The sequence below is a fragment of the Bradyrhizobium sp. SZCCHNR1053 genome, assembly GCF_032381235.1.
Lineage (GTDB): Bacteria > Pseudomonadota > Alphaproteobacteria > Rhizobiales > Xanthobacteraceae > Bradyrhizobium.
This window is the reverse complement of the sequence record NZ_JAUHJM010000001.1, coordinates 412,960-432,608: the sequence shown is the minus strand read 5'-3', so window position 1 is coordinate 432,608 and position 19,649 is coordinate 412,960. Positions and strand designations below refer to the sequence as shown.

Below are 19,649 nucleotides of genomic sequence, written 5' to 3'. Positions count from 1 at the left end.
TATTCGGAACCCCATGGTCGAGACCTATGCCCGCCCCCGTTTTGGAGAGCCGCGCGAGCCGAAGAACCTGGTCAATCCAGGCAATCGGCTGGTGCGGATGATCGATGCCGTCACCGTGAGCCACACCAGGGCGGCGGCGTTCCTGCTCGTCTGCGGGCTGCTGTTGTTCCTGCCGGGCTTCTTCACGATCCCGCCGATCGATCGCGACGAGGCGCGCTTCGCCCAGGCGACCAAGCAGATGGTCGAGAGCGGCGATTACGTCGACATCCGTTTCCAGGACGACGTGCGCTACAAGAAGCCCGTCGGCATCTACTGGTTGCAATCGGCCGCGGTCGAGATGGCGTCGGCGATCGGTCTGCCGCGTGCGCAGCTGCGCATCTGGGTCTACCGCATTCCCTCGCTGATCGGCGCGATCGGCGCGGTGCTGCTGACCTATTGGACCGCGCTTTCCTTCGTGACACGGCGCGGCGCCGTGTTCGCCGCCTTGCTGATGTGCTGCTCGGTGCTGCTCGGCGTGGAAGCCCGGCTCGCCAAGACCGACGCGATGCTGCTGTTCACAGTGGTGGCTGCCATGGGTGCGCTGGCGCGCGTCTATCTGTCGTGGCAGCGCGGCGAGGATCCGGTGCATCCGCCCTGGGGACCGCCCGCGATCTTCTGGACGGCGCTCGCCGGCGGCATCCTGATCAAGGGCCCGCTGATCCTGATGTTCGCGGGACTGACGATCGTGGCCCTGGCGATCATGGATCGCGGTGCCGGCTGGCTATCGCGTCTGCGCCCTCTGTGGGGACTGATGTGGATGCTGGTGCTGGTGCTGCCCTGGTTCGTGCTGATCTTCCTGCGCGCCGGCGACACCTTCTTCGCCGACTCCGTCGGCGGCGACATGCTGAGCAAGATCGGCGCCCAGGAGTCGCATGGCGCGCCGCCGGGCCTCTATCTGCTGCTGTTGTTCATCACCTTCTGGCCCGGCGCGCCGCTGGCCGCGATGGCGGCGCCTGCGGTGTGGCGCGCGCGGCGCGAGCCGGGGGCGCAGTTCTTGCTGGCCTGGCTGCTGCCGTCCTGGATCGTGTTCGAGGCGGTGCTGACCAAGCTGCCGCATTATGTGCTGCCGCTGTATCCGGCGATCGCGATCCTCACGGTGGGCGCGCTGGAGCGGCGGGTGCTGGCGCGCAATTGGCTGCGGCGCGGCGCCGCCTGGTGGTTTGCGATTCCCGCCATCACCTCGGTGGTGGCCGTGATCGGCGCCATCATCGTCACGCACCAGCCGGTGTTCCTGGCCTGGCCGTTCGTCGCGGCGTCGCTGATCTTCGGCCTGTTCGCCTGGTGGCTCTATGACGACGGCCGTGCCGAGCGCTCGCTCTTGAATGCCGGCGTGGCGGCGATGTTCCTGGCGTTCGTGGTATACGGCGCCGTGCTGCCGGCGCTGACGCCGCTGTTTCCCAGCGCGGAGATTGCGCGCGCGCTCCGCAACGTGGTCTGCGTCGGGCCGAAGGCGGCGGCGGCAGGCTTCCACGAGCCGAGCCTCGTCTTCATGACGGGGTCGTCGACGCAGCTCACGGACGGCTCCGGCGCCGCCGACTTCCTCAGCCAGGGCACCTGCCGCTTTGCTTTGGTCGAGCAGCGCACCGAGCGCGCCTTCGTGCAACGGGCCGAAGCGATCGGGCTGCGCTACAACGTCGCCAAGCGCATCGACGGCTACAACATCTCGCAGGGCCGTCCGGTCTCGATCGCGATCTATCGCTCGGAGGGCACCGAATAGATGTCGGCGCCCGACAGCCCCGCGCGATCGTCAGGCTATTTCGCCCAGCTCGCGCTGGTCGGCAAATTCTCGCTCGGCCGGCTGGTCCGCCAGCCGCAAACGGCGCCGGAGGCCGCGAGCCAGCAACGCCTGGGGCGCGAGCTTCTCCTGCTCGGCGCCATCGGCCTGAGTGTGGTCCTGGTGCTGATGTTCGCGTTCGATGCTTACGAGATCGGGCTGATGCCGGCGCGGGGAACACCGAGCCTTTGGCCGGTGCGGATCATCACCGAGTTCGGTCAGGATGAATACGTGCTGGGACTGTTGGCCGTGAGCGTCGTCGCGACGATCCTGATTGCGCCGCTGTGGCCGGAAGCCAGCCGCAGCCGTCTGCTGAATTTCGCGACCCGCGTTCAATACGCCTTCTTCGCGGTGCTGAGCGCGGTACTTGCTGCCCAAGTGCTGAAATACGTCATCGGCCGCGGCCGTCCTTTCGTCGGCGGCAAGGCGAATGCCTTTAACTTCGACCCGTTCAACGGCACGCCGGCCTATTTCAGCATGCCGTCCGCGCATGCGGTGACGGCATTCGCGCTGGCCTTTGCAATGTCCGCCATCTGGCCGCGGTTGCGCGTTCCCATGTTCATCTATGCCGTCGTGATCGCCTTGAGTCGGCTGGTGCTGCTGGCGCATCATCCGAGCGACGTGGTCGCCGGCGCCGTGGTGGGATTGGCCTGCGCCATGCTCGTCCGCTACTGGTTCGCAGTTCGTCGGCTCGGCTTTCGTCTCGGCAAGGACGGCCAAATCGTACCGCGCTAAAGGGGTTGATAGCGGGCCCCAAGCCCCATAAGAAGCCTCCGCCGGAGCGCCCCGGGGCAGGAACCGGCCCGATCACGCCCTTACGAGTCTCAAACTCTTGTCGACCGAATCCCCCGTTGCCGTCTCCATCGTCGTTCCCGTGCGCAACGAGGCCGGCAACATCACGCCCCTGATCAGCGAGATCGCGACCGCGCTCGATGGTCTGTGGCCGTACGAGATCATCTACGTCAATGACGGCTCGACCGACGAGACCGCGCAGCGGCTCGCCGAGGAAATGGCACGGCGGCCGAACCTGCGCGTCCTACGGCATGAGACGGCTTCCGGCCAATCGGCGGCTGTCAGGAGCGGCATCCGCGCCGCCCACGGCGCTGTCGTCGCGACGCTCGACGGGGACGGGCAGAACAACCCTGCTTTTCTGCCCGAGCTCATCGCCGCGCTCGAAAAGGGCGGTGCGCATGTCGGCCTCGTCGCCGGGCAGCGGGTCGGCCGCAAGGATACTGGCTTCAAGAAACTGCAGTCACGGCTCGCCAACAAGATCCGCAATGCGGTGCTGCACGATGGAACGCGTGACACCGGCTGCGGCCTCAAGGCGGTTCGCCGCGACGTGTTCCTGATGATGCCGTATTTCGATGGTCTGCACCGCTTCCTGCCGGCGCTGGTGCGGCGCGAGGGCTATGACATCGCCTATGTCGACGTGATCGACCGGCCTCGGCACTCCGGTGTCTCGAACTACGGGTTCTTCGACCGGCTCTGGATCGGGATCATGGATCTCGCCGGCGTGTGGTGGCTGATCCGCCGCAAGAAGCCGACGCCGGTTGCGATCGAGGTGAAGTAATGCTGATTCAATTCGGGCAGGCGTTCAGCAACTATCTCTACGACATCTTCATCGCCAAGTTCGATTTCTGGCTGGTGTTCGGCCTCGCCGCACAACTGGCCTTCGCTGCGCGCTTCCTGGTGCAGTGGATCGCCAGCGAGCGCGCGGGCAAGAGCGTCGTGCCGCTCGCATTCTGGTTCTTCTCGATCGGGGGAGGGCTGATGACGCTGATTTATGGTCTCGTGAAGCGCGAGCCGGTCATCATCTTCGGCCAGCTGCTGTCGAACATCATCTACGTCCGCAACGTGATGTTGATCTTCAAGAACCGCCAGCGGGAATCGCAGACGCTGAGCAACTGATCGAGCCGTAGGGGTCTCACCACCGCCGACATTCCGGGTTCAATCGCCACGCGCAGCCGCGTCGCGGCTGCACATTGACGCTTGCCCAGGAATGACGGTGGTCGTGAAACCGGAAGAGTAGTTTCACTGATAGGACGCGCAAGACTCAACGCGGCAATGGCTGGGCCGACGATGCGGGCAGGGCGGCGGTCTCTGCGCTCTCGACTGCTTCGCTGCGGCGGGTCGCGACCTCGCCGGCCGCGTCGAGCACGGGATAGGCGACCGAGCAGATGTGCGAGTGGATACGCCTGAGATCGCGCAGCACGTCGAGATGCAGCGAGGTGGTTTCCAGCGTCTCCGAGCGGCCCTCGCGCAGACGTTCGAGGTGCCGCTCGGTCGCGCCGAGTTCGGCGTTGCGGAGCTCGGCTTTCTGATCGAGCAGCTGGTGGGCTTGCTGCGCATCGCCGGACATGAAGATGCCGAACGCGATGCGGAGCGCCTCCATGATCTGGCGATGAAAGGCCTGCAGCTCGTCGGCGCCCTCAGCGGAGAACTGGAACCTGCGTTTGATCTTCTTGGTCGCGAGCTCGCTCAGGTTCTTGTCGATGATGTCGCCGATATGCTCGAGGTTGATCGCGAAGGAGATGATCTCCATCGCGCGCTTGCCCTCGCGCTCGTCCAGGCTGCCGCGCGTCAGCTTGGTGATGTAGAGCTTGATGGCCTCGTCGAGCCGGTCGACGACGTTGTCCGCGCGTGACACCTGATCCACGAGGCCACGGTCGTTGGTCATCATCGCGGTCATGACGTTGCGCAACATGGTCTCGACCAGATCGCCCATGCGCAGCGCCTCGCGCGCCGCGTCCGCAAGCGCAAGCGACGGGGTTTCCAGCGCGGTCTCGTCGAGATAGCGCGGCTTCGCCGGATCGACCTCGGCTGGGCGGTCCGGAAACAGTCGCGTGAGCAACTTCTCCATGCCGCCCAGCAGGCCGATGAAGACCACGGCCGTGCCGAGATTGAACGCCATGTGGAACTGCGCTGTCAGCTTCGACAGATCCGGTTGCCACGATTGCAGCAAATTGGCGAGCGGATGCAGGAAGGGTGTGATCAGCGCGACGCCGATGATGCGGTTGAGGAGATTGCCGACGGGCAGGCGATAGCTCGCGGGATTGTCGCGGTGCGCGCCCTCGAACACCGGGTTGACGGCGCTGCCGAGATTGGCCCCGAGCACGAGCGCCAGCGCCGCATCGGCCGTAACGAAATGCGCATAGGCCAGTGACATCACCAGCAGCACGCTGGCGACGCTGGAGTGCACGACCCAGGTGACGAGCGCACCGAAGATGATGCACAGCGTGACATCGGCCGTGATCGCCTGCATGAACACGCGCATCGCCGGCGCTTCTTCGGCGGGTGCCAACGTATCGATCAGAATATGCAGCGACAGCAGCATCAGGCCGAGGCCGATTGCTACTCGGCCGAGATCCTTGATGCGCGATCGCGGCCCACTGCGGAACGCCACCAGGCCGAGCACGAACAGGATGGGGGCGACTGCGGCCACGTTGAACGAGAGCACCTGGACGATCAGCGTGGTGCCGATATTGGCGCCGAGCATGATCGCGAGCGCCGGGATCAGGCCGACCAGGCCTTCCGCTGCGAAGGAGGTCGTGATCAGCGCGGTCGCCGTGCTGCTCTGGAGCAGAGCGGTCAGACCGAGGCCGGCAGCGAGGGCGCTGAAGCGGTTGCGCAGCGCCCGCGACAGCAGCAGCCGGAGGTCCGGGCCGAAGGCGCGGAGAATGCCGCTGTGGACCATGTGAAGGCCCCACAGCAGCAACGCCACGCCGCCCATCAGATCGAGCAGAACCATGATTTCCGTTCGTTCGAGCTTTCCTTGCCGCGCAGGCTACCCCCAATCGGCGGGACATCAACGCCAATTTGTCGGCCCCGGCTGCCCGATCGCGCGGCGCTCCGCTGGCTGCAAGCGTGCTTAAGCCGCGTTGAACGCCGCAAAGCCCCGGTCGAGATCCTCCTTGAGATCCTCCACGTTCTCCAGGCCGATATGCAGACGCAGCGAGGGCCCCCCCGGCGCCCAGGTGGTGGCCGTGCGGTAGCTCGCGCAGTCGAACGGAATCGCAAGGCTCTCGAAGCCGCCCCAGGAATAGCCCATTCCGAACAGCGTCAGCGTGTCGAGCATCGCATCAACCGCGGCTTGTGGCTTTGGTTGCAGCACGATGCTGAACAGGCCGGAGGCGCCGGTGAAGTCCCGCTTCCAGATCGCATGCCCCGGATGGCTCTCCAGCGCGGGATGCAGCACCTCGATCACCTCGGGACGCGCGGCGAGCCAGCGGGCCATTTCCAGCCCCGAGCGATGATGCTGCGCCAGGCGCACGCCCAGCGTCCGCACCCCGCGCAGGGCGAGGAACACGTCGTCCGGGCCGGCGCAGACGCCGAGCAGGCGAATGCCCTCGGCGATCAGCGGCCACGCCTTCGCATTGGCCGAAATCGTGCCGAACATGATGTCGGAGTGGCCGCCGATATATTTGGTGGCCGCCTGCATACTGATGTCGACGCCCTGGTCGAGGGAGCGGTGGTAGAGCGGCGTCGCCCAGGTGTTGTCGTCGATGACCAGTGCGCCGTGCGCATGTGCGACCGCGGCAATGGCGGGGATGTCCGGCATTTCGAACGACTGCGAGCCGGGCGCCTCGACAACCACCGCGCGTGTATTTGGTTTGAGCAGTTGCTCAATTCCTGGGCCGAACAATGGGTCGAAATAGGTCGTCTCGACGCCGTAGCGTGCCAGCATGCCGTTGCAGAAATTGCGGGTCGGACGATAGATGCTGTCGCACACCAGCACGTGGTCGCCGGCCTTGAGCACCGACAGCAGCGTGGTCGAGATTGCCCCAAGGCCGGATGGTGCGATGCCGACGCCGGCGCATTGCGGTCCCTCCAGCGCCATCAGGACCTGCTGCAGGGCCTTCGTCGTCGGCGTGCCGTGGCGGCCATACTGGAATTCGCCGCGGTGTGCGTGCAGGTCCTCGGCGGTTGGATACAGAACCGTCGAACCATGAACGACGGGGGGATTCACGAATCCGTGCTGCGCCTTAGTATCCCGCCCCGCCGTGATCAGCCGTGTTTCGACGTTTTGTCGCACCGCCGCAGCGGGGTCATTCGATGATGCCATTCGCGTGTCTTTTCTCTCTTAACCTGCCGGGATAGCTCGAAATCGGGCAGCACTGCGGTCGTTAATAACAGAATGCAGAACAGGCCCGTCAACCCCTTGACCCGGACCGCCAGTCGTTCTGTGATGCCGGCGCAATTCGATCGCTGCACGTTGAGGGGCTTGCCGCGATTTCCGCTTCATCTCGCCTGCACGGCTTCGTCGTGCATGGTGTACGCCATATTCTTGGTATGGCGTTTGCAACGCGGATTCAGGTCGGGCCCCCCTGCGCGCTGAGACTTCATCGCTCCCCAAGGACGACCGCGAAAGGCTGTATTTATGAAACGCGTCACTCTGGCTCTCACTCTTGCTCTCGCCCCGGTGCTGGCGAGCGTCGGCGCCCAGGCCGAAACGCTCAAGACCGTCAAGGATCGTGGCATGCTCGCCTGCGGCGTCAGCCAGGGCCTCCCTGGCTTCTCGTCGCCTGACGACAAGGGCAACTGGACCGGGATCGACGTCGACGTCTGCCGCGCCATCGCCGCCGCGATCTTCAACGATCCGACCAAAGTGAAGTTCGTTCCGCTGTCCGCCAAGGACCGCTTTACCGCACTGCAGTCGGGCGAAGTGGACGTGCTGTCGCGCAACACCACCTGGACCCTGTCGCGGGACACCTCGCTGGGCGCCAATTTCGCCGGCGTGACCTATTATGACGGCCAGGGCTTCATGGTGAAGAAGGCCCTCAAGGTGAATTCTGCGCTCGAGCTCAACAGCGCCTCGGTCTGCGTGCAGACCGGCACCACCACCGAGCAGAACCTCGCCGACTACTTCAAGGCCAACAAGATGAAGTACGAGGTAATTGCGTTCGCCGGCGCCGACGAGACTGTGAAGGCCTATGAATCCGGCCGCTGCGACGTGTTTACCACCGACGTCTCGGGCCTCTACGCCGAGAGGCTGAAGCTGTCCAATCCGGCCGATCACGTCGTGCTGCCTGAAGTGATCTCGAAGGAGCCGCTGGGCCCGATGGTGCGTCACGGTGACGATCAGTGGTTCGACATCGTCAAGTGGACGCTGTTCGGGCTGGTCACCGCCGAGGAGCTCGGCGTGACGCAGGCGAACGTCGACGAGATGGCCAAGTCGGACAAGCCCGAGTTCAAGCGCGCCTTCGGCACCGATGGCAATCTCGGCGAGCAGCTCGGCCTCACCAAGGACTGGTTCTCGCGCATCGTGAAAGCGGTCGGGAATTATGGCGAGATGTATGACCGCAACGTCGGCGCAGGGTCCAAGCTGCAGATTGCGCGCGGTCTGAACCAGCTCTGGAACAAGGGCGGTCTGCAGTACGCGCCGCCGATCCGCTGATCGCTGCACGAGATCGGGGCTGCGGCGAATGAGCATCGAAGCGAGGCTACCGCCTCCGCAATATGGGCTTCGGCTGAAGCGCATGCTCGGAGGAAAGGCAGGATGGAACGGCATCATCCTGCAGATCCTGTTCGTCGCAGTCCTGGTGTGGGTTGGCTACGAGATCGTGGCCAACGCACGCAGCAACCTCGCAGCCCAACGTATCACGTCGGGCTTCGGCTTTCTCAACAACACGGCCGGCTTCGACGTCAACCAGACCCTGATCAGCTACTCCGGCTCCGACAGCTACAGCCGCGTGCTGATCGTCGGCGTGCTGAACACCCTGCTGGTCTCGGTCATCGGCATCGTGCTGGCGACCATCCTGGGCTTCCTGGTCGCTCTAGGCCGGCTATCACCGAATGTGCTGCTGTCGCGTGTCTCCGGCGCCTATGTCGAGCTGATCCGCAACCTGCCGCTCCTGTTCCAGATCCTGTTCTGGTATCTTGCGGTGTTGGCGGCTCTGCCCGGACCGCGACAGAGCATCTCTCTTTTCTCGACGTTCTTTCTCAACAATCGTGGCTTCATCGTTCCGCGACCGATCGAGGAGCCCGGCCTGATGCCGTTCCTGGTCGCGCTCGGTGCCGCGATCGTCGGCTCGGCCGGTCTGCACTATTACGCGCGGCGAGAGCTGTTCGTACGCGGCCATGCGATGCGGATCTGGCCCTACGTGCTGGGGCTGCTGATCGGCCTGCCGCTGATTGCAACGCTCGTGTTCGGCGTGCCGATTTCGTTCGAGGTGCCGGCGCTCAAGGGATTCAACTTCGCCGGCGGTTCGCGCATCATTCCCGAGCTCGTCGCGCTGACCCTGGCGCTGACCATGTACACGGCGTCGTTCATCGCCGAGGTGGTGCGTGCCGGCATCCTCTCCGTCCACAAGGGGCAGATGGAAGCGGGGCTCTCGCTCGGACTGAGCCGCGGCACCGTGCTGCGCCTGATCGTCGTGCCGCAGGCGCTCCGCGTCATCCTGCCGCCGCTGACGAACCAGTATTTGAACCTGACCAAGAACTCCTCGCTCGCGGTCGCCATCGGTTATCCCGATCTCGTTTCGGTGTTCGCGGGCACGACGATGAGCCAGACGGGTCAGGCCATCGAGATCATCGGAATCACGATGGGCGTCTATCTGGCGCTGTCGCTGATCACCAGCGCGATGATGAGCTTCTACAGCTGGCGGCTTGGGAAGAGACTTGGCGCATGACCGACATCACGGCCTCAACCTTCATCCGTCAGGACATGGCCGGAGAACGTCCGGCGCCCATCAAGACGACGGGGTTCGTCGGCTTCGTCCGCACGAGGCTGTTGAACTCGCCGACCAATATCCTGCTCACCCTGGTGAGCGCGCTGTTGATCTGGTTCACCGTGATCCCGGCGGTCAAGTTCCTGCTGGTCGACGCGGTGTGGGTCGGCAAGGACCGCGAAGCTTGTCTGGCGCAGAACGCGGGCCATCCGGTCGGCGCCTGTTGGCCCTACATTTCGGCGAAGTTCGGCCAGTTCATGTACGGCTTCTATCCGGAGGCCGACCGCTGGCGGGTCAATCTGACCTACGGGCTCGCGGTGGTGCTGCTGGCGCCGCTGCTGATCCCGCGCCTGCCGGCCAAAGGATTGAACGCGGGCCTGTTCTTCTTCGCGCTTCCGGTGGTCGCATTCTTCCTGCTCTATGGCGGTGGGCTGGAGAGCTTCGGCGTGAGCTGGACCACAGGCGCGCTCCAGCTGGTCGTCGAGAGCATCGATACGGCCGGTAACGCGCTGGTTCGCGCCGGCGACAATTTGCCGGTGGTCGGCATGCTGCTGTGGCTGCTCGGCAAGCTGGTCGTGCTGATCGGTACGCTTGCATCGCTCGTGATCTGGCCGCTGGTCTGGATCCGCAATGAGCTGCAGCAATCTCACCAACCCGTGTGGAATGATCTCGTGCTCTCCGCGATCATTGTCACCGCGCTGGTCTTCATCGTCGGTGGCGGGAGCAGGGCGCTGCGCAGCGTGATCGCCACGGCCGCGGCCTTCGCCGGCATCGCCATCGTCATTGCGATCATGGGCCTCGATCGCGGCGGCCTTCCCATCGTCGATACAAGGCTGTGGGGTGGAATGCTGGTGACGCTGGTCGTCTCGGTGATCGGCATCGTCGCGTCGATGCCGATCGGCATTGCGCTTGCGCTCGGCCGCCGTTCGACCATTCCATTGATCCGCATCTTTTCGATTGCCTTCATCGAACTGGTTCGCGGCGTGCCGCTGATCACGGTGCTGTTCTTCGCCACCTACATGCTGCCGCTGTTCCTGCCCGGCAATGTCAGGGTCGACGGCCTGGTTCGGGCGCTGATCGGCGTCGCGCTGTTCTCGGGCGCCTACATGGCCGAGGTCATCCGTGGCGGCCTGCAGGCTATACCGCGTGGTCAGGCGGAGGCATCGAGCGCGCTCGGGCTGTCCTGGTGGAAGACGACCAGCTTCATCGTGCTGCCGCAGGCATTGCGCCACGTCATCCCCGGCATCGTCAACAGCTTCATCTCGCTGTTCAAGGACACCTCGCTGGTATCGATCGTGGCGCTGTTCGACCTGCTCGGCAGCCTCAAGGCCTCGTTTGCCGATCCGGTATGGGCGACGCCGACCACGGCCTTCACCGGCTTTGCCTTCACCGGGCTGATCTACTTCGCCTTCTGCTTCGGCATGTCACGCTACTCCATGCTGGTCGAGCGCCGCGTCAACGCGCACCGGCGCCATTGAGCCTGAGATCATCGAGAGACCCATGACTGCAAATTCGATCGTCAGCATTTCCGCCCTCAACAAATGGTACGGCGAATTCCACGTCCTGCGCGACATCAACCTCTCCGTCGGGAAGGGTGAGCGCATCGTGATCTGCGGGCCCTCGGGCTCGGGCAAGTCGACCCTGATCCGCTGCATCAACGCGCTCGAGGAATTCCAGGAGGGCGAGATCAATGTCGACGGCATCGATCTCGGGCCCAACCTCAAGCGCGTCGACGAGGTCCGCCGCGAGGTCGGCATGGTGTTCCAGAGCTTCAACCTGTTTCCGCACCTGACCGTGCTGGAGAACTGTACCCTGGCGCCGATCTGGGTGCGCAACATCCCCCAGAAGGAAGCCGAGGCGACTGCGATGAAGTTCCTGGAGCGGGTCAAGATCCCGCATCAGGCGCAGAAATACCCGGGCCAGATGTCGGGCGGTCAGCAGCAGCGCGTCGCCATCGCGCGCGCGCTGGCGATGAACCCGAAGGTCATGCTGTTCGACGAGCCGACATCGGCGCTCGATCCGGAGATGGTGAAGGAGGTGCTCGACACCATGGTCGATCTCGCCAAGGAGGGCATGACCATGCTGGTCGTGACCCACGAGATGGGCTTCGCGCGCGAGGTCGCCAACCGCGTCGTGTTCATGGACGCCGGCCAGATCATCGAATCGAACACGCCGCAGGAATTCTTCGCCAACCCGCAGCATGCGCGCAGCAAGCTGTTCCTGAGCCAGATTTTGCGGCATTGATGAGGAAGCGAATAGGGACTTGCGAATAGCGAATAGGGCGAAAAGTTCTACTCGCTACTCGCCCTCAAACGAAAGGCGGCTTGATGCCGCTGCGCCGCTCCAGCCAGGCCGGCACCGGCAGGTTCTTCGAACGCATGAATTCGGGATTGTACAGCTTCGACTGATAGCGCGTGCCCGAGTCGCACAGGATGGTCACGATGGTGTGGCCGGGGCCGAGTTTCCTGGCGAGTTGCACCGCGCCGGCGACGTTGACGCCGGTCGAGCCGCCCAGGCATAAGCCTTCATGCTGTACGAGGTCGTAGATCGTGTTGACGGCGTCCTCGTCGGACACCAGGAACGCGTCGTCGACCTTGGCGGTCTCGATCACGGGCGTCACACGACCGATGCCGATGCCTTCGGTGATGGAATCGCCGGGCGTCGATTTGACGACGCCGTTCTTGAACCATTCGTACATCGCGAAGCCGTGCGGATCGGCGCAGGCGGTGACGATATTCTTGTTTCTGTCCTTCAAATAGCGGCTCGTGCCGGCGATCGTGCCGCCGGTGCCGACCGCGCAGATGAAGCCGTCGACCTTGCCGCCGGTCTGCTCCCAGATCTCGGGTCCCGTGGACTCATAATGCGCCTTGGCGTTGTCGAGGTTGTTCCACTGGTCGGCGAACAGCACGCCGTTCGGTTCGGTCTTGCGCAATTCGTCGGCGAGCCTGCGCCCGACATGCTGATAGTTGTTGGGATTGCTGAACGGCAACGCCGGCACCTCGACCAGCTCCGCACCGCACAGCCGCAGCATGTCCTTCTTTTCCTGGCTCTGCGTCTCCGGGATCACGATCAGCGTGCGATAGCCGCGCGCGCTGGCGACCACGGCCAGACCGATGCCGGTGTTGCCGGCTGTGGCCTCCACCACGAGGCCGCCGGGCTTGAGAGCGCCGCGCCTCTCGGCCTCCAGGATCATCCACTTGCCGGCACGGTCCTTGACCGACTGGCCCGGGTTCATGAACTCGGCCTTGCCGAGAATGGTGCAGCCCGTCGCCTCCGAGGCGCGATTGAGCTTGATCAGGGGCGTGTTGCCGATCGCCGCGACGACGTCGTTGTGAATGGTCATTTTGCAGATACCGTAGGAGTTTCCTCGAGCACACTTAAGAGGACCCTAGCCTGATATCCAGGGCAGCGTAAGCCGGCCGGATCAGCCCCCTGATTTCGCAAAGACGACCTGGCGAACATCGATGTTCCCAGAGAGGAAACCTGCTTCGCAGTAGGACAGATAATATTCCCAGAGCCGCCTGAAGCGCTCATCGAATCCTGCGGGCGTGAGGTCCGGCCAGGCCTCCCGGAAGTTCTTTCGCCAGATCGCGAGCGTCCTGGCATAATCTTCCCCGAAGATGCGCTCGCGGATGACGGGTATGCCAAAGCGGTCGCCGAGCGACTTCAGGATCTGCGGCGTCGGCAACATGCCTCCCGGGAAGACGTAGCGTTGGATGAAGTCGACCTCGCGGCGGTAGTGCTGGAACAGGCTGTCCTGGATGGTAATTGCCTGGACACCGGCCAATCCGCCCGGCAGTAGACGGTCTCGCAGTTGCGAGAAATATTTCGGCCAGAACTGTTCGCCGACCGCCTCGATCATCTCGATCGAGGCGATGCGATCGTAGCGGTCACGCTCGTCGCGGTAATCCTGCAGGCGGATTTCGACTTTCTCGGCGAGCCCGGCCTCGTGGATGCGGCGCTGCGCGAAGTCGCGCTGCTGTTGGCTGATCGTCAGCCCAACGACCTGGGCGCCGAACGTCTTGGCGGCATATTCGGCAAAGCCGCCCCAGCCGCAGCCGATCTCGAGCAGCTTCTGCCCGGGCTTGAGATCGATCGCCTCGGCCAGCCGCTTGTACTTGTTGGTCTGCGCGGCGGTGAGGTCGGTGGTGTCCTCCTCGAACAGGGCCGAGGAGTAGGTCATGCTCGGATCGAGCCACGCCGAGTAGAACGAATTCCCGATGTCATAATGGGCGTAGATGTTGCGCTTTGCCTGACGCTTGGTGTTGCGGTTGAACCAGTGCCGGACCAGCTGGGCAAACCGGATCAGCGGCTTGTCTTCCAGCATCGACTGCAGCAGGTGCTGGTTGACGCAGAACAGATAGAGAAACTGCGTCAGGTCCGGCGTGTCCCAGTCGCCGTTCAGATAGGCCTCGGCGATGCCGATGTCGCCACCATTGAGAAGGCGCGATGCGAAGCCGTAATTGGCCAGGATCATTGCGGCGGCCGGCCCGGGCTCAACGCCGCCGAGCCGGATCACCCGTCCGTCCGGCAGGGTCACGTCGAGCGTGCCTTTCCGCAAGCGCGAGCCGAAGCCGAGGGCAAGGCGGGGCAGGCGGGGAAGATCGGCAAGCACCTTGTCGATGGTGTCAGGGGTGACTGGGATGACGTCCGGCATGGCAGGTCCATTCACGCAAACGGCTCGAGCCCACGTCCCCCGTCGGCTGGCCGGTGTGGCACCTGTGCGGGCAGGGAATCACGGACGCAGAGCGCGCCGGCCGTTTCCGGTCAGCGTCGTGAAATATAAGCGTGGCTGCCGTTCCCCGCCAAGTCGGTATTGGTTCCAGGGCTTGCGCTGATTTCGCCGCGCGGGACGAGGCGGACGCCTTTGGCCCACAGCCGCAGCGCCTCCCAATGGATCGCGGCAAAGATTTTGACAGTCACCAGCGGGAGCGAGACGAAGGCGGCGAGCAGGGAGCCAGAGGTCAGCGTGCGACGGCGGCCGGAGAAGGTTGCGGCAAGCAGGGGGCCGTCGGCCCCAGTTTCGAGAATCCGCAGCTTGACATTGTCGCCAGGCGGCATGACCCGGAAATGGTAACGCATCGCCATGTCGATGAAGGGCGAGACGTAGAAGGTCTTGTCCTGCGCCTGGCGGAGCCCTGCTGCCGATAGCTCATCCGGCCTGACCGGCAGCACATAGGGCTTGATCTCGCCGAAGGTGTTGCGGACCTCGTAGATCATCAGCGCCAGGGTGTCGTCGCTGCGATAGCAGAAATAGACCGACAGCGGATTGAACACGTAGCCGAGCAGCCGCGGATAGCACAGCAGCAGCACGCGCCCACCGCTGAGATCGATCCCCTGATCCGCCGCACAGGTCTGCGCATAGGCCAGTAGCGACGAGCCGTCGCCCGGACCGTGGTCGGCCTCGTGGAAGCTGTAGAGCGCGCGCCGATTGACCCCGAACAGCGAAGCCTGCCGGTCCGCCTGGTCGAGCCGACCGAGATCGATCAGCAGGCTCATCACGCGATAGCGGAAGCGATGCGTGGTCGGGCGCATGCGGGCATGCATGACCTGTCCGACATAGAGCGCGGCCGCTTCCGTTCTGTCATCTGGTCCCGAGTGATCCATGTCCATATCGCGCCTATTCCGCAGCCTCGGCGAGCTCGGTGGGAAGCCCGCGCCACGGCACGTTCGCGCCGAGCGCCTCTGCCACGGCGAGACCCGAGCGTAGCCCGTCCTCATGAAAGCCATAGCCGGTCCAGGCGCCACAGAACCAGGTATGGCGCTGCCCCTGAATCGCTGCCAGACGCTTCTGCGCCGCAAAGGCGGCAGCCGTGTATTGCGGGTGCTCACAGATATACTTGCCAAAGGTTAGCTCCAGAGCCGGAGCGAAGGGTGGGTTGAGGCTGACGAACAGCGGCTTGGCGTTGTCGATGTCCTGGAGGTTGTTCATCCAATAGGTGACGGCGACGTCGTTCATGGGAACGCCCTCACGCTGCCAGCGCAGGAAATTCCACGAAGCCCAGGCGCGGCGACGCTTCGGCATCAGCCTGCTGTCACGGTGCAGATAGATCGTGTTGGGCGAATATTTGATCGCCCCGAGCATGCTGCGCTCCCGCTCGTCCGCATCGGTGAGCATCGACAACGCCTGGTCGCTGTGTGCGGCGATCACGACATGATCGTAGGTGTCGCGACGGCCGCTGCTGTCCTGAACGACGACGCCGTGGGCAGTGCGTTCGATGCTGGTCACGGCGCTGCCGAGCCGGATGTGCTTGCGGAAGCTCGACGTCAGCTTCTCCACATAGCGGCGGCTGCCGCCCTTGACGGTGCGCCAGACCGGACGGTCATATTGCAGCAACCTGTGATTGCTGAAGAACGCGACGAAGTTCTCGGCCGGAAAGTCCAGCATCTCAGACGCCGGGGCTGACCAGATCGCGGCACCCATTGGCGCCAGATAGTCGGTGAGCAGTCGCGGGGCGAAATGGTTGCGCCGGAAATAATCCCGGAGCGTAAGGCCATGCAGGCGCCCGGCCTTGAAGTCGGCTGTACTCTGCTCGTTGAAGGTCAGGATGTCCCTGAGCATCCAGAGATAGGATGTCGACAGCAGATTGCTCGGCTGCGCGAACAGCCCCTTGGCGGTGTCGAGCCAGGTGTTGCCGCCCCCCTTCCATTCGAAGCGGCCGGCATCCGCGGTGACGGCAAAGCTCATGCTGCTGTCGACCGTCTCGACCCCCAGATGGTCGAACAAGGCGGTGAGCTCAGGATAGTTCAGCTCGTTGTAGACGATAAAGCCGATGTCGACAGAGACCGGAGCGCCGTCATAGTCGATCGTCACGGTGTGGCTGTGGCCGCCCGGACGGAGATCGCGCTCGTAGACGGTGATCGGATAACGCTTCGCCAGGGACCAGGCCGCGGCGTTACCCGCAATACCCGTTCCGACCACCGCAACTCGCATGAATGCCCCCCTGAAGTTCACGTGCAAGTTACGGAGTCGCCGCCAAAGGGTTTCACGGGCGCGCTCCCCGCGTCACACCCCGTCCAAAACGGCATTCGACAGATGAAATCTTGGTAAGGCGGCAGCCCGTGGCCCGTGGCCCGTGCCTGCACGAAACTCCGCTGATTTACGGGAGATTCGTCGATTCGGTGGACTTTATCGGCACCATCGCTGCTGGGGGGACGGGGGGCTGCAGGGCTGTCCGGCGCCGTGGGCTGCGGCTAGAATGATTCCCAAGACTACAGGGAAGCATCACGCCAGTGTCCATCGTGCCGATCGCCGTCGACGAGCCTTGCCGCGCGTCCGCTGACCCGCGGATCGTCGCCGGGATGCGGGAGCGCCGTGTGCCGGCTACCCTGCGGCGATTTGTCCACTGGCTGGCGGCGATCGGATTGGCGGCGAACTCGGCCGGCTGCCTGCTGACCCAGGATATTCCCGATCCGGCCCTCGAAATGCCCCAGCGCTACAAGGCGGCGTCCGGTTCCGATATGGCGGCGCCACCGCCGCTGGATTGGTGGCGCGGCTTCGGATCACGCGAGCTGACCCAGCTGATGGAGGAGGCGCAGAGCGTCAACCTTGATATTGCCGCTGCTGTGGCAAGGTTCCGGCAGGCCGATGCGCTGGCGCGGCAGGCCGGCGCGGCGCTGCTGCCGAGCCTGTCCGCCACCGGCCAGGAGACCTATTCGCGCACGTCCGGGTCGAGCTCCAGCGGGCTCACCAATGGCGGCCGCGAGGTCGTCAATTACCAGGCGTCGCTCTCTGCGAGCTACCAGCTCGACTTCTTCGGCCAGAATCGCGACGCGCTGCAGGCGGCCGAGGAAACCGCGGTGGCCAACCGCTTCGACCGCGACGTCACGCAGTTGACGACGCTCGCCACCGTCGCCAATGCCTATTTCCAGGTGCTGGCCGCGCAGGATCGGATTCGGACCGCCGAGCGCAACATCGCCAGCGCCACGCGTGTGCTCGATGCCATCCGCGAGCGGCAGAAGGCAGGCACCGGCAATGATCTCGACGTCGCGCAGCAGGAGAGCGTGCTCGCCAACCAGAAGGCGGCGGTGCCGCCGCTGCGCCAGACGCTCGATCAGAACGTCAACGCGCTGGCCGTGCTGGTCGCGCGATCGCCCGAGGGCATTCGCATTGCCGGCGGCTCGCTCGACCGGATCAGGACGCCGCGGGTCACGCCCGGGCTGCCGTCCGAACTCTTGACGCAACGGCCGGACATCCGCCGGCAGGAAGCGCAGCTGGCGTCGGCCACCGCCAATGTCGGCAGCGCGCGGGCGCAGTTCTTTCCCAGCATCCAGCTGACCGGCAATGGCGGCTACCAGAGCGCAGCACTGGTGTCGCTGTTTCAGCCGCATGCGGCGTTCTTCAGCCTCGCCGGCAGTCTGACCCAGCCGATCTTCGATGGTGGCAGAATCCTGGGCAATTTCGAGAACGCCAAGGCGCGACAGGACGAGCTGCTGCAAACCTACCGCAAGACGGTCATCCAGTCTTTCACCGACGTCAACAATGCGCTGTTCTCGATCAAGCAGACCACGATCAAGTTGCAATTGCAGCGAGAAGTCGTTGCCGCCTCCCGCCGCGCCTTCCAGCTCTCCGAGCAGCAACTGCGCGCGGGAACTGCCGACATCGTGACAGTCTTGAATACGCAATTGACGCTGTTCCAGGCCGAGGACGCGCTATGGCAGGCGCAACTGGCGCGCCTGCAGGCGTTCGTGAGCCTCTATCAGGCGCTCGGCGGCGGCTGGGAGCCGCGCATGGAGAAGTCGGCCGATGCTCTTTAAACCGGACGAGAAGGGAGCAGCGGCAGTGAAGCGCGCGCGGTCCAGCGTGGCACGGCGGCTGGTGTCGATCACGATCACGCTGCTGATCCTGGGCGGCCTCGGCTATATCGGCTGGTCGGCGATGCAGCAGAAGCAGCAGGCCAATAACCGCTTCGCGCGGCCCGACCTTCCGGTTCCGGTCCTGGCCGCCTCGCCTGTCATCAAGGACGTGCCGGTCTATCTCGATGGCGTCGGCTCCGTCCGCGCGCTCAACACCGTCACGGTGCGCTCCCAGGTCGACGGCAAGCTGATCACGGTCAATTTCGTCGAAGGGCAGGACGTCAAGAAGGGCGACGTGCTCGCCGAGATCGATCCGGCGATCTACCAGGCGCAGTACGACCAGGCCGTGGCCAAGAAGGCACAGGACGAGGCGCAGCTCGCCAACCAGAAGCTCGACCTCGCCCGTTACGAGCAGCTGGCCGCCAGCAATGCCGGCTCCAAGCAGCAGGCCGACACGCAGCGCGCGGTGGTGGCGCAGCAGCAGGCGCTGATCAAGGCGGATCAGGCCGCGATCGATAATGCGGCGACGACCTTGAGCTACACCAAGATCGTGGCGCCGCTCTCCGGCCGCGCCGGCCTGCGCCAGGTCGACCAGGGCAACATCGTCCATGCGTCCGACGCGACCGGTCTCGTCGTCATCACGCAGCTTCAGCCGATTGCGGTGCAGTTCAGCCTGCCGCAGCAGCAGATCATGCGCGTCAATGCGGCTGCTGCCAAGGGGCCGCTCGCTGTCGACGTGTTCGGCAATGACGGCGTCACCGTCATCGACACCGGCACGTTGCGGGGTATCGACAACCAGGTCGATCAGACGACGGGCACGCTGAAGCTGAAGGCAGAATTCCCCAACGGCAAATTCCAGCTCTGGCCCGGACAGTTCGTCAATGTCCGCCTCAAGGTCGAGACCTTGTCGCAGGCGATCACGGTGCCGACCTCGGCGGTGCAGCGCGGGCCGGCAGGCACGTTCAGCTACGTGATCGGCGAGGGCGACATCGCCTCGGCGCATCCGGTGACGGTCGTGCAGCAGAACGAGAGCGAGGCCGTGATCGCCAGCGGCTTGAGCCCGTCGGACCGCGTGGTGACGACCGGCTTTGCCAATCTGGCCGACGGCGTCAAAGTCGTGGTCGGACGCGCCGAGCAGACGCCGCAGGCCGATCTGGCGCCGCGCAAGCGCAGCCGCAATCCGCAAGGAAAAGAGCAGGCGAAGGAGGGCGGAGCGCCACCCGAAGGTGCGCCGAAGGACGGCGAGCGGCGCCGCAGGCCTGAGGCTGGGGGTCAGACCGACCCCGGCGGTGCAGCGCCCCAGGGAGGGAGTGAGGCAGGTCGCGGCGCGAAGGCACAGCCATGACGCAACCGCAAGAGTGACGAGCAGTCGC

General features: G+C 64.7%; 16 protein-coding genes. 10 read left to right on the top strand and 6 right to left on the bottom strand.

Annotated features, from left to right (window positions below; all coding sequences use genetic code 11):
• Positions 1–13 precede the first annotated feature (13 nt).
• The 4 genes from QX051_RS02050 to QX051_RS02035 all read left to right on the top strand — a co-directional run bounded on the left by QX051_RS02050 (position 14) and on the right by QX051_RS02035 (position 3,721).
• Positions 14–1,756, top strand: coding sequence for a glycosyltransferase family 39 protein (locus QX051_RS02050; protein WP_315774835.1), 1,743 nt, complete (start codon positions 14–16; stop codon positions 1,754–1,756).
• Complete coding sequence (locus QX051_RS02045) at positions 1,757–2,548, top strand: phosphatase PAP2 family protein (protein WP_315774834.1); 792 nt, start codon at positions 1,757–1,759, stop codon at positions 2,546–2,548. It begins immediately after the preceding gene.
• A gap of 97 nt (positions 2,549–2,645) precedes the next feature.
• Positions 2,646–3,383, top strand: a complete 738-nt coding sequence (locus QX051_RS02040) for a glycosyltransferase family 2 protein (RefSeq protein WP_315774833.1) — start codon at positions 2,646–2,648, stop codon at positions 3,381–3,383.
• Entirely contained in the window at positions 3,383–3,721 is a 339-nt protein-coding gene (locus tag QX051_RS02035; RefSeq protein WP_172109779.1) for a lipid-A-disaccharide synthase N-terminal domain-containing protein, read from the top strand. The genes QX051_RS02040 and QX051_RS02035 overlap by 1 nt, the downstream gene beginning before the upstream one ends.
• 145 nt (positions 3,722–3,866) lie before the next feature.
• On the opposite strand, the gene QX051_RS02030 is transcribed toward QX051_RS02035, so the two are convergent.
• Together QX051_RS02030 and metC are read right to left on the bottom strand one after the other, a co-directional pair.
• Entirely contained in the window at positions 3,867–5,561 is a 1,695-nt protein-coding gene (locus tag QX051_RS02030) for a Na/Pi cotransporter family protein (protein ID WP_315774832.1), read from the bottom strand.
• Positions 5,562–5,681: 120 nt separating this feature from the next.
• Positions 5,682–6,875 (bottom strand): cystathionine beta-lyase, encoded by a 1,194-nt coding sequence (metC, locus tag QX051_RS02025; RefSeq protein WP_315774831.1) that lies wholly within the window; start codon positions 6,873–6,875, stop codon positions 5,682–5,684.
• A gap of 315 nt (positions 6,876–7,190) precedes the next feature.
• Here metC and QX051_RS02020 point away from each other — a divergent pair, with 315 nt between their 5' ends.
• Genes QX051_RS02020 through QX051_RS02005 form a run of 4 tightly spaced genes read left to right on the top strand, consistent with a single transcriptional unit; the run spans position 7,191 to position 11,724 of the window.
• Positions 7,191–8,207, top strand: a complete 1,017-nt coding sequence (locus QX051_RS02020) for an amino acid ABC transporter substrate-binding protein (RefSeq protein ID WP_315738050.1) — start codon at positions 7,191–7,193, stop codon at positions 8,205–8,207.
• 28 nt (positions 8,208–8,235) lie between these two features.
• Positions 8,236–9,441 carry an amino acid ABC transporter permease gene (locus tag QX051_RS02015; protein WP_315738049.1) on the top strand — a complete coding sequence of 402 codons (1,206 nt, stop codon included), beginning with the start codon at positions 8,236–8,238 and terminating at the stop codon, positions 9,439–9,441.
• Positions 9,438–10,958 (top strand): amino acid ABC transporter permease, encoded by a 1,521-nt coding sequence (locus QX051_RS02010; protein WP_315774829.1) that lies wholly within the window; start codon positions 9,438–9,440, stop codon positions 10,956–10,958. The genes QX051_RS02015 and QX051_RS02010 overlap by 4 nt, the downstream gene beginning before the upstream one ends.
• Positions 10,959–10,980: 22 nt before the next feature.
• Positions 10,981–11,724 (top strand): amino acid ABC transporter ATP-binding protein, encoded by a 744-nt coding sequence (locus QX051_RS02005; protein ID WP_315711850.1) that lies wholly within the window; start codon positions 10,981–10,983, stop codon positions 11,722–11,724.
• A 64-nt stretch (positions 11,725–11,788) separates the two neighbouring features.
• Here QX051_RS02005 and QX051_RS02000 read toward each other — a convergent pair whose 3' ends face one another.
• The 4 genes from QX051_RS02000 to QX051_RS01985 form a co-directional block, all read right to left on the bottom strand.
• A complete protein-coding gene (locus QX051_RS02000; RefSeq protein WP_315774827.1) occupies positions 11,789–12,823 on the bottom strand; it encodes a cysteine synthase A in 1,035 nt (344 codons plus the stop codon).
• A gap of 81 nt (positions 12,824–12,904) precedes the next feature.
• Positions 12,905–14,137, bottom strand: coding sequence for a cyclopropane-fatty-acyl-phospholipid synthase family protein (locus QX051_RS01995; protein WP_315774826.1), 1,233 nt, complete (start codon positions 14,135–14,137; stop codon positions 12,905–12,907).
• Between the two features lie 110 nt (positions 14,138–14,247).
• Complete coding sequence (locus QX051_RS01990; RefSeq protein ID WP_315774825.1) at positions 14,248–15,093, bottom strand: DUF1365 domain-containing protein; 846 nt, start codon at positions 15,091–15,093, stop codon at positions 14,248–14,250.
• Positions 15,094–15,100: 7 nt separating this feature from the next.
• Positions 15,101–16,414: an NAD(P)/FAD-dependent oxidoreductase gene (locus QX051_RS01985; protein WP_315774824.1), complete on the bottom strand. Its 1,314-nt coding sequence runs from the start codon at positions 16,412–16,414 to the stop codon at positions 15,101–15,103.
• A gap of 368 nt (positions 16,415–16,782) precedes the next feature.
• Between QX051_RS01985 and QX051_RS01980 the strand changes: the two genes are divergently transcribed.
• A complete protein-coding gene (locus QX051_RS01980) occupies positions 16,783–18,237 on the top strand; it encodes an efflux transporter outer membrane subunit (protein ID WP_315774823.1) in 1,455 nt (484 codons plus the stop codon).
• Positions 18,227–19,621 (top strand): efflux RND transporter periplasmic adaptor subunit, encoded by a 1,395-nt coding sequence (locus QX051_RS01975; RefSeq protein ID WP_315774822.1) that lies wholly within the window; start codon positions 18,227–18,229, stop codon positions 19,619–19,621. Before QX051_RS01980 ends, QX051_RS01975 begins: the two co-directional genes overlap by 11 nt.
• Positions 19,622–19,649: the final 28 nt, after the last annotated feature.

What these genes read in the sequence shown, in the direction of transcription:
- QX051_RS02050 (WP_315774835.1), top strand. Translation starts at nt 14, where the DNA reads ATGGTCGAGACCTATGCCCGCCCCCGTTTTGGAGAGCCGCGCGAGCCG.
- QX051_RS02045 (WP_315774834.1), top strand. Translation starts at nt 1,757, where the DNA reads ATGTCGGCGCCCGACAGCCCCGCGCGATCGTCAGGCTATTTCGCCCAG.
- QX051_RS02035 (WP_172109779.1), top strand. Translation starts at nt 3,383, where the DNA reads ATGCTGATTCAATTCGGGCAGGCGTTCAGCAACTATCTCTACGACATC.
- QX051_RS02030 (WP_315774832.1), bottom strand. Translation starts at nt 5,561, where the DNA reads ATGGTTCTGCTCGATCTGATGGGCGGCGTGGCGTTGCTGCTGTGGGGC.
- metC (WP_315774831.1), bottom strand. Translation starts at nt 6,875, where the DNA reads ATGGCATCATCGAATGACCCCGCTGCGGCGGTGCGACAAAACGTCGAA.
- QX051_RS02020 (WP_315738050.1), top strand. Translation starts at nt 7,191, where the DNA reads ATGAAACGCGTCACTCTGGCTCTCACTCTTGCTCTCGCCCCGGTGCTG.
- QX051_RS02015 (WP_315738049.1), top strand. Translation starts at nt 8,236, where the DNA reads ATGAGCATCGAAGCGAGGCTACCGCCTCCGCAATATGGGCTTCGGCTG.
- QX051_RS02010 (WP_315774829.1), top strand. Translation starts at nt 9,438, where the DNA reads ATGACCGACATCACGGCCTCAACCTTCATCCGTCAGGACATGGCCGGA.
- QX051_RS02005 (WP_315711850.1), top strand. Translation starts at nt 10,981, where the DNA reads ATGACTGCAAATTCGATCGTCAGCATTTCCGCCCTCAACAAATGGTAC.
- QX051_RS02000 (WP_315774827.1), bottom strand. Translation starts at nt 12,823, where the DNA reads ATGACCATTCACAACGACGTCGTCGCGGCGATCGGCAACACGCCCCTG.
- QX051_RS01995 (WP_315774826.1), bottom strand. Translation starts at nt 14,137, where the DNA reads ATGCCGGACGTCATCCCAGTCACCCCTGACACCATCGACAAGGTGCTT.
- QX051_RS01990 (WP_315774825.1), bottom strand. Translation starts at nt 15,093, where the DNA reads ATGGACATGGATCACTCGGGACCAGATGACAGAACGGAAGCGGCCGCG.
- QX051_RS01985 (WP_315774824.1), bottom strand. Translation starts at nt 16,414, where the DNA reads ATGCGAGTTGCGGTGGTCGGAACGGGTATTGCGGGTAACGCCGCGGCC.
- QX051_RS01980 (WP_315774823.1), top strand. Translation starts at nt 16,783, where the DNA reads ATGCGGGAGCGCCGTGTGCCGGCTACCCTGCGGCGATTTGTCCACTGG.
- QX051_RS01975 (WP_315774822.1), top strand. Translation starts at nt 18,227, where the DNA reads ATGCTCTTTAAACCGGACGAGAAGGGAGCAGCGGCAGTGAAGCGCGCG.